Here is a 15,120-nt window from a genome sequence, read left to right on the forward strand (position 1 = left end):
GGATAAACAAAAATATTTTATACAGTATAGCAAAGTCTTATTAACTTCTCTATGTAATTTTCTTAAATATTCTTTAATTCTGTATGCCGTATTGTTAGGGTTTCCAGAATACTGCTGCTTATGTGCAGCCGTCCTTTCTTTTGCGCATACGATTCACACCTTATAATTGCTTAGTTGACTTTTTTCCCTTATCTGATAAACTATATGAATAAAAATAAAACAGCAAATTGGAGAAAATGCATGAAATACAGCAGAAAACTATTGCTTTTTACACTGTTGCTCCTGACTTTTGTCTGCCTTTTTGGGGGATGTCAAAAGTCAGAAAAAAGTCAGGTGAAGGCTGCCGCTACCAGAGAGCTGGATTTGTTAAAGGATCTGGATGATAAAACCATAGAGAAGTATATTTCCTATGAGGATCTTTACCCTTCAGGGGAAATCCATCAGGAAGTTTCCTCAAAAATCAAAAATATATTCTCCCGGTTTTATGCGAACTTTTCCTATAAAATCCTGGACATTCAGGTGAAGGACCAGACTGCCAGAGTGACGGTCCGTCTGAACACCATAGACGCCGAAACACTGGCAAAGGACTATTCCCGGGCCTCCATGAAAAAACGCATCGCCAGCTCTGCCAACCCGGAAGGCGTGGAGTATTCCCTGGAAGACTACTACCTTCTCCTGGGTGAGCTGTTAGATGAGAACCAATACGACACTGTGGAGAATAACTGTACTCTGAAGTTATCTAAGGAAAATAATACCTGGAAACTGGAGCACAGCAGCCGTCTGGACGATCAGCTGGTAGGAGGTTTCGTGTCTTACCTTCAGGATCCTAACCTTTTTACCCCGGAAGAAATTGTGGAGATTCATTTTGATACTTTGAAGGAATTTGACACGGAACAGCTGAACCGTTATCTGGGGATAGACACCTTGTTTGATGCAGATGACGCCTACAGCCGTTCTCTCACCCAGGAGCTGACGAATCAGATCAGCGATCATTTTGATTATCGTATCTTAAAAGAATCCGATGACGGTCATACTGCTACTGTAACCGCAGAGATTACCAGCTATGATGCCAAGAGCATTCTGAACTCCTACGAGAAAAAACTGGACTCCTATCTCAACTCCTCCCAGGCCTTTGCGGATGGTGAGAGCGGACGGCTGAAGAAATCCAGCCAGCTTCTGCTGAATTCTATAAAGGCCAACAAAAGTGCTTCCTCTACAAAGCTGGATCTCACTCTTATCAATGACGGGACAAGCTGGAAGCTGCAGATGAATGAAGATGTGGCACAGGCTATTCTTGGGGGGATGGGAGAGGCAGTGAAGGAGATTTCCAGTGATGTGAAATGATGTATTTTATCAGGACGGACGGGAAACAGATGCCGTTCCTACGCAGGGCCAGGCGATAGTACAGCTCATATGCTTGCTACTGCGCTTCTCCTAAGCTAACTGCCTACCGCTCACTAAGAATCTCCGGAGAGCCGTCGATTCTAAGTGTTCGGTGGCAGTGGATCTTAGGACGCGCTGCGTAGTCTGCGCATATGAGCTGTACTATCGCCTGGCCCTGCGTAGGAACGGCATCTGTTTCCCTGGCAGTATATTCATTTCACATACTGTGTATATTGGTAGTATATTTAGTATGTAGTATTTTTTAAGGTTTGATTGTTTGTTTCTGTAAGTGTAAATTTTTCTAATCTACATTCCCGTGATTATTTTTATGAATAAGAGTGCCAGTACTGCCAGAATGATGGGTCTTACGATTTTGGTGCCGTTTTTCATGACCATTCCGGAGCCCAGGTAGTGGCCGGCTATGCTGAAGACGGAGGCGGCCAGTCCCAGAGGGAAGATGATCTTGCCGTGGAGGAGGAAGGTGGCAAGGGCGGCCATGTTGGAGGCAAGGTTTACCAGTTTGGTGTTGCCGGCGGCTGTTTTTATGTCCATACGGGCCATTCCTGTATAGATGAGGATCAGGAAGGTGCCCGTTCCAGGACCGTAGAAGCCGTCGTAGGCGCCGATCACAAAGGACGCTGTGATTACGATTGCGTATTTTGCCTTCCCTTTGATTGGCACGGAGGATTTTCGTTCCATATCTTTGCTGCGGAACACGTAAAAAGCTGCCACGGGCAGGACTGCCAGAAGGGTGATTTTCAGGATTTTGTCGCTGGTTATGAGCGCAATGTTGGCTCCCAGAGCGGATCCTGCCAAAGCCACCAAAACAGAAGGGATTGCCAGGCGGAGATCCGCGTATTTATTTTTACAGAATCTCCAGGTGGAGATGCAGGTGCCTGCGGCAGAGGATAATTTGTTGGTAGCTATGGCATTGTGTATGGGCACACCGGCCAGAAAATAAGCAGGCAGGGAGATGAGGCCTCCTCCGCCTGCTACTGCATCTACAAAACTGGCCAAAAATATAAGGGGACACACAATCAGAAAAGCAGTAACTGTCAGTTCCATATCTGTCTTCCTCCATTAACCCGCTGCATTGAATACATCTCTGTCCAGTGCTTTGTCCTGACTGGCAACGATGGTTGTGCAGACAGCATCCCCCGTGATATTTACGGCCGTTCTGGTCATATCCAGGATACGGTCGATTCCCATAATAAGTCCGATTCCCTCAACCGGAAGTCCCACAGAAGTAAATACCATAGACAGAGTGACCAATCCCACAGACGGCACTCCGGCAGTCCCTACGCTTGCCAGGGTTGCTGTGGCAATAACCGTCAGATAGTCCACAGGCGTCAGGCTGATATGGAAAGCCTGTGCTACAAACACCACGGCAACGCCCTGCATAATAGCAGTTCCGTCCATATTGATGGTGGCCCCAAGGGGAACCGTAAAAGAGGAAATACGTCTGGAAACCCCCATCTTTTTGGCAAGGGTATCAATAGACAAGGGAATTGTTGCGTTTGAGGTCGCGGTAGAAAAAGCAAACCCCATCACAGGCAGAAATTTTTTGACAAACTTAATAGGATTCAGACCAGTAAATACCTTCAAAAAGATTTGGTAGACTCCAAAACACTGCAGAGCCAGCGCCGCCAGCACCGCGGCCATGTATTTCAGCATAGGCACAAAGGCATCAAACCCTATATTGGCAAATGTTTTGGCAATCAGGCAGAACACACCGATAGGTGCCACTTTCATCACCGCCATGGTCATATCCATCATCAGGTCATTTCCCTGGCTGAACAGGTTAGCCAGCCCTTCCGCTTTTTCACCCCGTTTTGCCAGAAGAACGCCCACAATCAGCGCAAAAAATATGATCTGCAGCATATTTCCCTCGGCAAGAGACTGGATGGGATTCTTGGGAATAATATTCAGCAGTGTATCTGTCAGACTGGAGGCCTCTGCCATCTGGGTCTCCTGTGCCTGAACCGATGTGATATCCAGTCCCACGCCCGGATTGATCAGATTCGCAATGCCAAGGGCAATAGAGATCGCCAGTGCTGTGGTTGCCAGATAGAAGGCCATGGTCTTTATGCCTACTTTTCCCAGCTTCTTTGTATCTCCTATGGCCATGCTCCCGCAGATCAGAGAGCAGAGTACCAGCGGTACCACCAGCATCTGCATCCCCCGGATAAATCCGGTTCCAATCACTTCAAAAACACCGCCCACAATGATGTTATCTCTGAGGTTCCCTTCCGGGAAAAAATAATGGATCAGAATACCGGCAGCAGCCCCCAGAATCAAAGCGATAAATATAACCGTAGTCAGTCCCGGTTTCTTTCTCTCTTTCTTTGCATTCATATACAATCTCCTCATTTTCCTGATACATTAGTTTTTCAAGCTGCGTATATAGGTTTCCAGCGCTTCCTGCCAGCTCACAGGGGTCTCCATGCAGCTGATGCGCAGCATCATATTATAGAGCACCGAGCGGGCAGGTCGCATGGATATATCAGGTAAGTCATCGGAGAAAGCAGGAATGATCCTGGCCTCAAGCCCTGCAAGCTGCAGGATCTTAGCAGCAAATTCATATCTGCTGCAGGATCCGCTGCAGACAGCGTGATAGGTTCCGTATGCCTCCTCTGTCAGAAGCCGCAGGATACACTTCGCCACCTCCAGAGCACTGGTGGGGGCCGCCACCTGATTCTCAGGAACCAGGATCTCTTTCTCTCCCCTCGCCGACTCCAGCAGGTCATTAACAAAATTTTTTCCCTCGCCGTATACCCAGGAACTGCGGATGATTAAATGTTTAGGCGCCAGATCCTTCACAAAGTTCTCTCCGGCCAGCTTAGATTTGCCGTACACGGTAAAAGGAGCCGGCTGATCAAATTCGCTGTAATAAGTATCCGTCTTTCCGTCAAAAACATCGTCTGTGGACAGCTGGACAATGCGGGCATTTACCCTTCTTGCCGCGACTGCCAGATTCCTGGCTCCCAGCGCATTCACGCGGTAAGCAAGTTCCGGCTCTGTTTCGCAGAGCTGTACATCTGTGATTCCTGCACAGTTAATGATAACATCCGGCCGATTCATTTCTGCAAACATGTTTACGCCATCGGCATCCGAAACGTCCCTGTCTTCCCGGTCTGTAAGAAAAAGCTCTGTCTCCCTGGTATCTAAGAGTTTTACAAATTCTCTTGCCACCCTTCCGTCAGCCCCTGCAATCCAAACCCGCCCTAACTGTGTATTCCTCATAGTTGACCTCCTGTTTATTGTTCTGTCTGTCCTTCTGCCCTGTCTATCTTCAGTCCCAGCTCTCTCAGCTGTACCTCATCCACCTCACCGGGTGCCTGGGTCATAAGGCAGGAGGCATCTTTTACTTTAGGAAATGCGATAACGTCCCGGATGCTGTCCTCTTTTGCCATCAGCATGACCATACGGTCGAGGCCGTAGGCAAGGCCTGCATGAGGAGGCACCCCGTATTTGAAGGCATCCAGAAGAAAGCCAAAGCGCTCGTAAGCTTCTTCCTTTGTGAATCCAAGAGCCTCAAACATCATTTCCTGAACGTCATTCTGGAAGATTCTGACGCTTCCGCCGCCCAGCTCTGTTCCATTTAACACAATATCGTATGCCTTTGCCCTCACAGCCCCCGGATTAGTCTTTATCATGGGCAGATCCTCTTCCATTGGCATGGTAAAGGGATGATGCATGGCAGTAAAGCGATTCTGTTCCTCTGACCATTCCAGCAGCGGAAATTCTGTAATCCACACGAAACGGTACTCCTCCTTATCCAAAAGCTCCATCTGCCGGGCCAGTTCCAGCCGAAGAGCCCCAAGGACATCCCAAACCACCTTGTTTTTATCGGCGGCAAAGAGAAGCAGATCTCCGGGCTTACCCTCTAAAGCGGCGATCAGTCCCGCCATTTCCTCTTCCTTCATAAATTTAGCAAAGGATGATTTTACGCTCCCATCCTCCTGAAGCGCAATATAAGCCAGCCCCTTTGCCCCGTAATCTTTTGCATAATCCACCAGCTTGTCTATCTTCTTTCTGGGCATGCCTCCCTGCCCTTTAGCGTTGATTCCCCGCACGCTGCCTCCGGCTTCCAGTGCATTCTTAAACACGGCAAATTCACAGCCTTTTACAGCTTCTGAAACATCCGTAAGCTCCATGCCAAACCGGAGATCCGGTTTGTCGGATCCGAATCGGTCCATGGCCTCCTGCCAGGTCATCCGCTGTATGGGAAGAGGAACTTCCACGCCCAGTACCTCTCTGAAGAGATACGCCAGCATTCTTTCATTTACATCGATTACATCGTCCACGTCAACAAAAGACAGCTCCATATCGATCTGGGTAAACTCAGGCTGACGGTCTGCACGCAGGTCCTCGTCCCGGAAGCATTTTGCAATCTGGAAATAACGGTCATAGCCAGAGCACATAAGAAGCTGCTTGTAGAGCTGCGGTGACTGGGGAAGTCCGTAAAAATTGCCTGGGTGAACACGGCTGGGAACCAGATAGTCTCTGGCACCTTCCGGAGTGCTCTTCCCGAGAACCGGTGTTTCTATCTCCAGGAAACCCTCCTCTTCCAGAAAGCGGCGGGTAAGCATAGCCACACGGCTGCGCATCATAAGATTCCTCTGAAGATCCGGACGGCGCAGATCCAGATAGCGGTATTTCAGGCGCAGTTCTTCCTTTGTTTTGCTCTCCTCTTCCACCGGGAACGGGGGAGTCTCAGCTTCAGAGAGCACACGGAGCTGTTTTGCACGAATCTCAATCTCTCCCGTGGCCATCTTTTCATTTACCGCTCCGGAACGGGCCTCTACTTTTCCCACCACAGCAACTACGAACTCACTTCTCAGTCTCCCTGCCTTCTCAAATCCGGCGGCATCAATGCTGCCCTCCTCAAAAATCACCTGTACAATCCCGGATCGATCCCTGAGGTCCAGAAAGATAATGCCTCCTTTATTCCTGTTTTTCTGAACCCATCCCATTAGGGTCACTGTCTCACCAATATTTGCTTTGGAGACTTCTGTACATCTGTGGGTTCTCTTTAATCCCTTCATTGATTCTGCCATAATCCTATTCTCCTCTATACTCTGTCCTTGAAGAACTCTTCAATCTCCTGATAGCCTTCCTGCATCAGCTGTTCTTTCTGGAATTTCTTATTTTTTTTCATCATGGAAACAGATACCTGTATGCCTGCCTGGCGCTCCTTCGCCGCCTGGGCAAGAAGCTTTACCATACCTTCGGCGGGCATTCCTTTTTCAATCAGATACGCCTTTTTCCCCTCTCCCTGGGGAACCTGGTATTCCCGCTCCAGAAGCAGCATAACAATACGCTCAAAACCAATAGAGAATCCGCAGGCACATGTCTGATTTCCAGTAAATTTTCCAATCATCTCATCATAGCGTCCGCCCCCGCCCACAGAGCCGCCGAACCCGTCGATAGAGATCTCAAAAATAGGGCCTGTGTAATAAGACATTCCCCGCACCAGCGTAGGATCGAACTGGATTTGAAAATTCGCTGTCTTAGCAGCATCAACGCTGGTAATAATTGTTTCCATATCTTCCGCAGTTGATGCATCCAGATATCCCTCCAGCTTTTCTTTGCAGTACCGGACGCCACGGATATCACTGGTGATCTCCTGAAAAAGATCCAGATATTTATGAATTCCCTCCACCGGGAATCCTTCGTTTTCCAGCTCCCGGGCCACGCCCTCAGCCCCTATCTTGTCCATCTTATCCAGGATAATAAATACTGTGTCATAGCTTTCCTCTGGGAATCCGCTGTAGGCAGCCATTGCCTTCAGAATCTTCCGATCGTTGATACGGATTGTAAAGTTCTCAAAATCCAGCTTTCCGATAAGAGTAGAGGTGGCAAGAATCAGCTCAATCTCCGCTAAAACCGTCGGTTCCCCCAGTATGTCTATATCGCACTGCATAAATTGGCGGAAGCGCCCTCTCTGGGGGCGGTCAGCCCTCCACACATTCCCCATCTGCAGAGCTTTAAAGGGAGACGGCAGTTCATTGGCATTGTTGGAATAAAACCTGGAGAGAGGTACGGTAAGATCGTAGCGAAGTCCTCCGTCCACAAGATCCGCCTCACAGGCTGCAGTCTCCAGCTTCAGTTTTTCCCCTCTTTTCAGGATTTTAAAGATTAATTTTTCGTTTTCTCCTCCCTGTTTACTGGATAGATTCTCTATATGTTCTACACAGGGGGTTTCAAGGGACAGAAACCCGAAGCTCTTATACGTATCTTTAATCATGCGGATTACATAATCGCGGATCTCCATTTCTTTTGGCAGGATATCCTTCATCCCGGTGACCGGTTTCTTTTTTAATGCCATAGTTGTTCTCCTCTCTTTCATGTTTAAAATTCTTCATGCACAATCTTCTGAAAGGTCAGAAAAATCAGCATGTCATAATTCTTTACTTCGTCAATCATCATTTCCAGCGCCGTATATTTATCAAACTTTTTTCGGTACGGGCGATCTGTAGTCAGAGCCGCAAAGACATCGCACACTCTCAGAATTCTGGCCCCAAAAGGTATGGTCTCCCCTGCCAGATGCTCCGGATATCCGGATCCGTCAAAATTCTCGTGATGATAATACACACTTCTCAAAATAAAAGGAGAATAGTTTCTCTCCTTCAGTATCTCGTAGCTCAGGGTAGAATGAAGCCGCACATATTTCAGTTCTTCCACCACCAGAGGGTTTTCAATTCCTGCGATGTAACCTGCCAGCTTTAGCTTGCCGATGTCATGGAGAACCCCCGCAACTGCCAGCTCATATGATTTTTCCTCCTCCAGTCCAAGCCCCTGGGCTGTCTGATACGCCAGATTGCTCACCCGGATACCGTGTTCGATCTCTTCTTCCAGATCAAAACTAATCAAATGATGAGGTTCCTGTTCCCGCCGGAAATCCGTCATCTGAATTCTCCTTCCTGCAGATAAGTGGCAATTCCCATACGTTTTCTCTCAATCATCTCGTCAATTCTGGTAATATAATGGGTTACATCTTTCACATTTTCCACCCGTTCAATGCGCCGGCCCCTGTCGAATACCAGCTTTGTGGATGCTCCCGCTCCGGCAGCAATAATCGTCTGCCTTTCTTCCATAATCAGTATATTGTATATTCCCGCTTTGTCAACCCTTGCATACCCAACATTTTCCAGATTACCTGTCATATTCTTCTGCCGGTAAAGATAATAGGGCCCCATCCCCATGTTTCTGGCACATTCCTGCACCATATCCATTATCTCCTGGTTATTCTCAAATGTCATCTCCTGATACTGTTCTTTAAACATATTCAGACGGGCAGCTCTTTTCACTGCCAGGGAGTGCACGGTTAAACTGTCCGGGGCAAGTTTCTCCACTTCCTTCAACGTACAGGATACATCATCCTTTGTCTCCCCCGGCAGGCCGACGATAAGGTCCATGTTGATATTGTCAAATCCGGTTGCCCTGGCCAGGGCAAATGCCTCCCGGATATCCTCCACAGAATGTTTTCTCCCAATGAGATCCAGGGTTCTCTGGTTCATGGTCTGGGGATTCACTGAGATCCTGGTAACCGGATATCTGTGCACAGTCTCCAGCTTCTCCCGGGTGATACTGTCAGGTCTGCCTGCTTCTATTGTGAATTCTTTTACCTGCTCCAGAGGAAATCTGCGCTCTATATGAGTAAGCAGGCGCTCTGTCTGTTCCGGGGTGAGTGTAGTGGGGGTTCCTCCCCCTATATAAATCGTATCCAGCCTTCGGTTCTTCATGGTCTCGCTGATAAAATCCAGTTCCATGAAAAGGGCATCCAGATATTCGTCTACTCTGTCCTTCCACCGCTCCAGAGGATAAGAACTGAAGGAACAATACAGACAGATGGACGGACAGAACGGGATGCCGATATACAGACTGTAGCCGTTTTCATAATCCACAGGCGCAAGCAGCGCCCTTTCTCTGTTTGCAATGGTGATCGCCAGCGCTGTCTTTTCATTGCTGGTATAGTAATTTTTGCGCATAAAGTCAGCAGCCTCTGCATTGGACATTCCTGACTCAATCAGACCCATGGCGATCTTGGTCGGGCGTATCCCGGTAAGATCCCCCCAGGGAAGTTCTCTGCCTGTGAGCTTTGCCAGGTTTCTGTACACCATCTGTTTCAGCCTGTTTTTGGCTGTTTTCCTGTCTACACAATCCAGGGCAATGGCATCCGAAACGGAGCATTGCCCTGCCTGATAGATGAATAATGATGCCTTTCCCTCCTGGTATAATACCTGAAGCAGGGTCTGGCACAGCTTCTTTTCTGCTTCCTTCTCTGCCTCCCCCTCATAGAAAATCCGAAGCTCCTCCCGGGGATAAAAGGCTTTCACCAGGGTATATACATCATATTCAAAATCTCTCTCATTAAATTCGATTCCTGTCATCTTCTGTCCCCCGGCCTACACAAAGGGATTAAAAGCCTTTTCATGGGCTGCTGTGGTAGCTTCTCCGTGACCCGGATACAGTTCAGTTTCATCCGGAACCATGTCCAGGATTGTGTGAATACTTTTTCTTATCTGAGACATATCGCCTGTAGGCAGGTCAGTTCTACCGCAGGATTCCAGAAAGATAGTATCCCCGCAGAAAACCACATGCTCCTCTTCAATATAATAGCAGCAGGACCCTTCCGTGTGCCCCGGCGTAAGAATCATACGAATCTCAAACCCTGCCAGATGCAGCACCTCCCCATCCTCTGCCCAGTAATCTGTCTGTACATGGTAGGGCTTCATCATCCAGCCTCCGGACAAATTCTTGGCCGAATCTGCCAGAACCTCCCGTTCTGCCCCAGGGGCATAGATGGGAATATGATATTCTTTTTTCACCTGATTGGAGGCCATCATGTGGTCGTAGTGACCATGGGTCAAAAGAATAGCCACCGGTTTTCCCTCTATTTTTGATACAGCCTGTTTAATCTTTGCCGGGTCATCCCCCGGATCTATAATCACCAGCTCTCTGGTGTCTTTATTCATAACTAAATAACAATTGGTCGCTCCCATACCCACAGGAAGATACCTAAGCTCTAACATTCCCATAGCAACTCCTAACCGGTGGTACGCTCAATGTCGATGACACTGTCCACCTGCCTGATTTTTTCAACTAAACTGTGCAGTTCTTCCTTGCTCCTGATATCAAAGGACATACTGATTGTGGCCGTCCCCTGCTTTGTAGTCCTGGTATTCACTGCACTTAAGTCAATTCTCCGCTCCGTAAAGATACGTGAGATATCTACCAAGAGTCCTGTCCTGTTGGTCGCGTACACATTAATCTCAGCTGTGTACAGCTCACTGTGGGCAACGTCCGGCACCTGCCATTCCGCGTCAATGAGACGCGCCCTGTCAGCTTCTGACATGTGCAGTACATTCACACAGTCCGTGCGGTGAATTGATACCCCCCGTCCCCGGGTGACAAAGCCGACGATCTCATCTCCCGGTATCGGGCTGCAGCATTTGGAAAAGCGCACAGCCACATCGTGAATCCCTTTGACCACAATTCCATTTTTCGACTTGCCCACCGGCAGCTTTTCCTTGGCCTCCGCCGCAGCTTCCAGCACCTGTTCGTCCGTCAGTTCTTTTTTATGCTCTTTCTCATAGCTTTCCATGAGCTTATTCAGCACCTGGCCCTCTTTCAGACCCCCGTGCCCAAGAGCTGCCAGTACCGAATCCCAATCACGGAAGCCGTATTTACGCATAACCGATTCCATGTATTTATTCTTCGTAAGGCTGCCCAGTGCCACACCTTTGGCTTTGGCATATTGGCTCAGCATATCCTTGCCCTTGGAGATATTGTCTTCTTTTAGTTCTTGTTTAAACCATTGATTGATCTTATTTTTTGCCTGGGTGCTTTTCACCACCTTCAGCCAGTCCCGGCTGGGCCCTTTGGAATTCTGTGAAGTAATTACTTCAATTCTGTCCCCGTTTTTAATCACGTATTCTATGGGGACCAGCTTCCCGTTTACTCTGGCTCCCACCATCTTATTGCCCACCGCGCTGTGAATGCTGTACGCAAAGTCAATAGGCGTGGAGCCGTTAGGCAAAGTTTTCACATCCCCTGCGGGGGTAAAACAATATACATTCTCTGCAAATAAGTCCAAATCACTCTTCAGCAGACTCATAAATTCCCGGTTATCCGACATATCCCGCTGCCATTCCAGGATCTGCCGCAGCCAGCTCAGCTTCTCTTCCTCCTGCTGGCTCACGCTTTTTTTGCCGTCAGAAGCTTCTTTATACTTCCAGTGGGCGGCGATACCATACTCTGCCGTCCGGTGCATTTCAAAAGTACGAATCTGAATCTCAAAGGGCTGTCCTGTAGGTCCAATCAGCGTCGTATGTAATGACTGGTACATATTAGGCTTTGGCATGGCAATATAATCTTTAAATCTTCCAGGAATCGGCTTATACATCTCATGTATAATTCCCAGAGCAGCATAGCAGTCTTTGACTGTATCCACTATGATACGCACCGCAAACAGATCATAGATCTGGTCCAGGGTCTTATCCTGATTCACCATCTTTTTATAGATGCTGAAAAAATGTTTCACCCTTCCGTCTATCTGCGCATGTATATTAGCTGCCTCAATATGCTTTTTGACCTCGCCGACAATACTGCCCACGAACTCTTCTCTCTGGCTCTTTTTTAATGAGATCTTCTCCACAAGGTCATAGTAGACCTCCGGCTTGAGATATTTGAGTGCCAGATCATCCAGCTCCACCTTAATCTTAGAGATACCAAGACGCTGGGCAATGGGTGCATAGATGTCCATCGTCTCTCTCGCCTTATCCTTCTGCTTGTGCTCCGGCATATACTTTAAGGTCCGCATATTGTGGAGACGGTCAGCCAGTTTAATGAGTATTACCCGGATATCCTTGGCCATAGCCAGAAACATCTTTCTAAGGTTCTCTGCCTGCACTTCCACTTTGTCGGCTGAGTAGGATAACTGTCCCAGTTTTGTAACTCCATCCACCAGAAGCGCTACCTCTTCGCCAAACTCCCGGACGATTTCCTCCGTGGTCATTACGGTATCTTCCACGACGTCGTGCAGGAGGCCCGCAACGATCGTTTCCTTATCCAGCTCCAGGTCAGCCAGTATAATTGCCACGCATAGAGGGTGGATGATATAGGGTTCTCCAGACTTCCGAGCTTGCCCCTCATGAGCATCTCTGGCGATTTGATAGGCTTTCTCTATCATGGTAATATCGGTGGACGGATGGTATTTTCTGACACTGGAAATAAGCTCTTCATATAATACTGAGGGGCTGGTAAAATCTTCCATGGCCTTGACGCTTTCGTCTGCCTTTTTGATTTTATATAACTTTTCTTCCCGATCTAATGTGTGTTCATGTTCCATTCGTTTGCTCACCTACCAATTTATTTTCCGTCATAACAGATGACAGACGCTACATCGTAACCCTTCAGTCTCTCCCTGCCCTTTAAGCCTGCCAGCTCCATGAGAAAGATAATCTTTACCACTTCTCCTCCCAGCTCTTCCACCAGCTTTACGGCTGCTTCAATGGTACCTCCGGTTGCGATAAGATCGTCTACGATCACCACCTTCTGTCCGGGTTTAATGGCATCTGTATGAATTTCAATCTCTGCGCTGCCGTATTCCAGATCATACTCCATGGCCAGTGTCTCACAGGGCAGCTTTCCTTTTTTGCGCACCGGCACAAAGGGCTTATGAAGATTGTATGCAATGGGAACGCCAAATATAAATCCTCTGGATTCTGTGCCTACAACCACATCTATATCCAAATCCTTTACAAGATTCTGCATAGAATCCACTGCCAGCTGCAGACCGTCCGCATCCTGCAGTACACTTGTGATATCCCTAAAGATAATACCTTCCTCCGGGAAATCCGGGATACTTCTTACGTAATCTTCCACTTTCTTCATTTCTATTATCTCCTTACCTGCATCTTATGCAGTTTTTCTTTCTATCTCTCCATATTACGACACAAAAACTGCATTTTACAGACATTATAGCATCTTTTTTTTGCAGAATCAAATTCTATTGTAAATTCTGAACTACGATTTGTAAAGTCTCTCTTCCCATATAACTGTTCAGCTCCGGATAATATGCCACACTCCACTCTTCTTTTTGACTAATCTCCTGCACAAATGCTTCTCCGTCCCCAAAGTAAACAGCCTCCATGGGATAGCCTGTCTCATCTACCGCCTTCATTTTCACTACATTTTTATTCTTCCCAAAAACTCTCGCTCCCATAAGTCTCAATTTTTTCTGGGCAAACAAGGGTTTCGTGTTTCCCTTTCCAAAAGGTTCTAAGAGACTCAGCTGGCTGATGAGATTTTTGTTTATATAATGCAGCGGCATGGGGACATCAATGAGTACTTTGGAGACAAAGTCCTCCTCCGTAAGGCTGCAGCCGCTGTTTATCTTTTCCCGGAAGGGTTCAATATTCTTTTCTTCCAGGGACAGTCCTGCGGCCATGGGATGGCCTCCGAATTTCGTCAGGTATTCCCGGCATTTCACCAGCTCATGAAACATAGGAAAGGCCTCAATGGATCTGCCGGATCCCTTGACCCCTTCCTCTGCTCTGGTAAGTACAAACGCAGGCTTTCCATACCTTTCGCGGATTCTTCCTGCCACAATTCCCGCCAGACTCTCATGGCACTCCGGCAGGTAGATCACCAATACTTTGTCCCGGCCCAGCGCCGTATTCTCTACCATCTGCACAGCTTCTTCTGTGGCCTTTGCTGTCATATCCTTTCTGCTGTCATTGAGGCTCTTGAGATCCTGGGCCAGCACTGCCGCCTCTGACGGATCCCGGCACTCCAGAAGGGACAACGCTCTCTTGGCTGTGCTCAGACGTCCGCTTGCATTCATGCATGGCCCCAGAATAAAGCCGATATGGTAGGAGGTAATCTTCCTGTCCTCCAGCTGATTGGCCCGAATCAGTTCTCTAAGGCCAGTATTCCTGGTATTTTGTATGCGCTTCAGTCCTTCCCTGACCAGAATTCTGTTTTCTCCCTGCAGGTCCATCACATCCCCTACTGTGGCAATTGCCACAAATTCCAGCAATTCTTCCAGTGCGTCCTGAGAAATCCCGAATTGCTCAAAGAGCCCGCATACAAGCTTATATGCCACGCCGGCTCCGCACAGGCCTTTAAAGGGATATCCGCACGCCTTCTGTTTGGGATTTACCACCACATCCGCAGGGGGAAGTATCTCCTTATCCCCCCCATCTTCCGTCTCCTGAAAAGGAACCTCATGATGGTCTGTCACCACAATCGTCATTCCCAGGCCTTTCCCGTAGGCAATCTGCTCAGAGGCGCTGATCCCGTTGTCACAGGTGATAATGGTGTCAATCCCCTGCTCATACGCTCTGGCAATAAGTTCTTCGTTCAGGCCGTATCCGTCCTTTATCCGATCCGGAATGTCAATATCTACGGACGCCCCGGTCTGCCGAAGCCCCTGAAGCAATATGTAGGTAGAGCAGACTCCGTCTATATCATAGTCTCCGATAATACGGATGTTTTTTCCCTCATCAATTTTCTTCTGAATCAGAGAAACTGCCTCTCTGAGGCCTTTCATCCGCGTCCACGAAGGAAGATCCTCCAGGGTGCCGTACAAGTACTCCCGGATTGCCTCATTCCCGACAATATCCCGGTTGCGTATCAGTCTGGCGATCACAGGATCAATCCGGAATTCCTCCCCGATCTTTTTGAAGTCTGCACTTTTCGCTGTTATCATCCACCGTTCCATGGTTT

Annotated in this window: 12 protein-coding genes; 1 reads left to right on the forward strand and 11 read right to left on the reverse strand. The window is 48.1% G+C overall.

Annotated elements, in window-relative coordinates:
- Positions 1-240 precede the first annotated feature (240 nt).
- On the forward strand, positions 241-1,344 hold the full coding sequence (locus BUA56_RS00080) for a hypothetical protein (protein WP_072848080.1): 1,104 nt from the start codon (positions 241-243) through the stop codon (positions 1,342-1,344).
- A gap of 345 nt (positions 1,345-1,689) precedes the next feature.
- On the opposite strand, the gene BUA56_RS00085 is transcribed toward BUA56_RS00080, so the two are convergent.
- The 11 genes from BUA56_RS00085 to recJ form a co-directional block, all read right to left on the reverse strand.
- The gene (locus tag BUA56_RS00085; RefSeq protein ID WP_072848082.1) at positions 1,690-2,448 is read right to left on the reverse strand and encodes a sulfite exporter TauE/SafE family protein; all 759 of its coding nucleotides are present in this window, start codon (positions 2,446-2,448) and stop codon (positions 1,690-1,692) included.
- Between the two features lie 15 nt (positions 2,449-2,463).
- Complete coding sequence (locus BUA56_RS00090) at positions 2,464-3,738, reverse strand: dicarboxylate/amino acid:cation symporter (RefSeq protein WP_242946698.1); 1,275 nt, start codon at positions 3,736-3,738, stop codon at positions 2,464-2,466.
- Between the two features lie 27 nt (positions 3,739-3,765).
- On the reverse strand, positions 3,766-4,626 hold the full coding sequence (gene rfbD / locus BUA56_RS00095; RefSeq protein WP_072848086.1) for a dTDP-4-dehydrorhamnose reductase: 861 nt from the start codon (positions 4,624-4,626) through the stop codon (positions 3,766-3,768).
- 14 nt (positions 4,627-4,640) lie between these two features.
- The gene (aspS, locus tag BUA56_RS00100; RefSeq protein ID WP_072848087.1) at positions 4,641-6,443 is read right to left on the reverse strand and encodes an aspartate--tRNA ligase; all 1,803 of its coding nucleotides are present in this window, start codon (positions 6,441-6,443) and stop codon (positions 4,641-4,643) included.
- A 14-nt stretch (positions 6,444-6,457) separates the two neighbouring features.
- Positions 6,458-7,714 (reverse strand): histidine--tRNA ligase, encoded by a 1,257-nt coding sequence (hisS, locus tag BUA56_RS00105; protein ID WP_072848089.1) that lies wholly within the window; start codon positions 7,712-7,714, stop codon positions 6,458-6,460.
- Between the two features lie 23 nt (positions 7,715-7,737).
- Positions 7,738-8,295 carry an HD-GYP domain-containing protein gene (locus BUA56_RS00110; RefSeq protein ID WP_072848091.1) on the reverse strand — a complete coding sequence of 186 codons (558 nt, stop codon included), beginning with the start codon at positions 8,293-8,295 and terminating at the stop codon, positions 7,738-7,740.
- On the reverse strand, positions 8,292-9,779 hold the full coding sequence (gene hemZ / locus BUA56_RS00115) for a coproporphyrinogen dehydrogenase HemZ (protein WP_072848093.1): 1,488 nt from the start codon (positions 9,777-9,779) through the stop codon (positions 8,292-8,294). Before hemZ ends, BUA56_RS00110 begins: the two co-directional genes overlap by 4 nt.
- Positions 9,780-9,794: 15 nt before the next feature.
- Complete coding sequence (locus BUA56_RS00120; protein ID WP_072848095.1) at positions 9,795-10,427, reverse strand: MBL fold metallo-hydrolase; 633 nt, start codon at positions 10,425-10,427, stop codon at positions 9,795-9,797.
- Between the two features lie 8 nt (positions 10,428-10,435).
- The gene (locus BUA56_RS00125; RefSeq protein WP_072848097.1) at positions 10,436-12,739 is read right to left on the reverse strand and encodes a RelA/SpoT family protein; all 2,304 of its coding nucleotides are present in this window, start codon (positions 12,737-12,739) and stop codon (positions 10,436-10,438) included.
- Between the two features lie 20 nt (positions 12,740-12,759).
- Entirely contained in the window at positions 12,760-13,284 is a 525-nt protein-coding gene (locus BUA56_RS00130; RefSeq protein ID WP_072848098.1) for an adenine phosphoribosyltransferase, read from the reverse strand.
- 115 nt (positions 13,285-13,399) lie between these two features.
- On the reverse strand, positions 13,400-15,115 hold the full coding sequence (gene recJ, locus BUA56_RS00135) for a single-stranded-DNA-specific exonuclease RecJ (protein WP_072848099.1): 1,716 nt from the start codon (positions 15,113-15,115) through the stop codon (positions 13,400-13,402).
- Positions 15,116-15,120: the final 5 nt, after the last annotated feature.

The organism is Lactonifactor longoviformis DSM 17459, assembly GCF_900129135.1.
Taxonomy (GTDB): domain Bacteria; phylum Bacillota; class Clostridia; order Lachnospirales; family Lachnospiraceae; genus Lactonifactor; species Lactonifactor longoviformis.

Coding starts and splice junctions, on each gene's coding strand:
- recJ (WP_072848099.1), bottom strand. CDS start 15,115: ATGGAACGGTGGATGATAACAGCGAAAAGTGCAGACTTCAAAAAGATC.
- BUA56_RS00130 (WP_072848098.1), bottom strand. CDS start 13,284: ATGAAGAAAGTGGAAGATTACGTAAGAAGTATCCCGGATTTCCCGGAG.
- BUA56_RS00090 (WP_242946698.1), bottom strand. CDS start 3,738: ATGAATGCAAAGAAAGAGAGAAAGAAACCGGGACTGACTACGGTTATA.
- hemZ (WP_072848093.1), bottom strand. CDS start 9,779: ATGACAGGAATCGAATTTAATGAGAGAGATTTTGAATATGATGTATAT.
- BUA56_RS00125 (WP_072848097.1), bottom strand. CDS start 12,739: ATGGAACATGAACACACATTAGATCGGGAAGAAAAGTTATATAAAATC.
- BUA56_RS00080 (WP_072848080.1), top strand. CDS start 241: ATGAAATACAGCAGAAAACTATTGCTTTTTACACTGTTGCTCCTGACT.
- BUA56_RS00110 (WP_072848091.1), bottom strand. CDS start 8,295: ATGACGGATTTCCGGCGGGAACAGGAACCTCATCATTTGATTAGTTTT.
- BUA56_RS00085 (WP_072848082.1), bottom strand. CDS start 2,448: ATGGAACTGACAGTTACTGCTTTTCTGATTGTGTGTCCCCTTATATTT.
- aspS (WP_072848087.1), bottom strand. CDS start 6,443: ATGGCAGAATCAATGAAGGGATTAAAGAGAACCCACAGATGTACAGAA.
- rfbD (WP_072848086.1), bottom strand. CDS start 4,626: ATGAGGAATACACAGTTAGGGCGGGTTTGGATTGCAGGGGCTGACGGA.
- hisS (WP_072848089.1), bottom strand. CDS start 7,714: ATGGCATTAAAAAAGAAACCGGTCACCGGGATGAAGGATATCCTGCCA.
- BUA56_RS00120 (WP_072848095.1), bottom strand. CDS start 10,427: ATGGGAATGTTAGAGCTTAGGTATCTTCCTGTGGGTATGGGAGCGACC.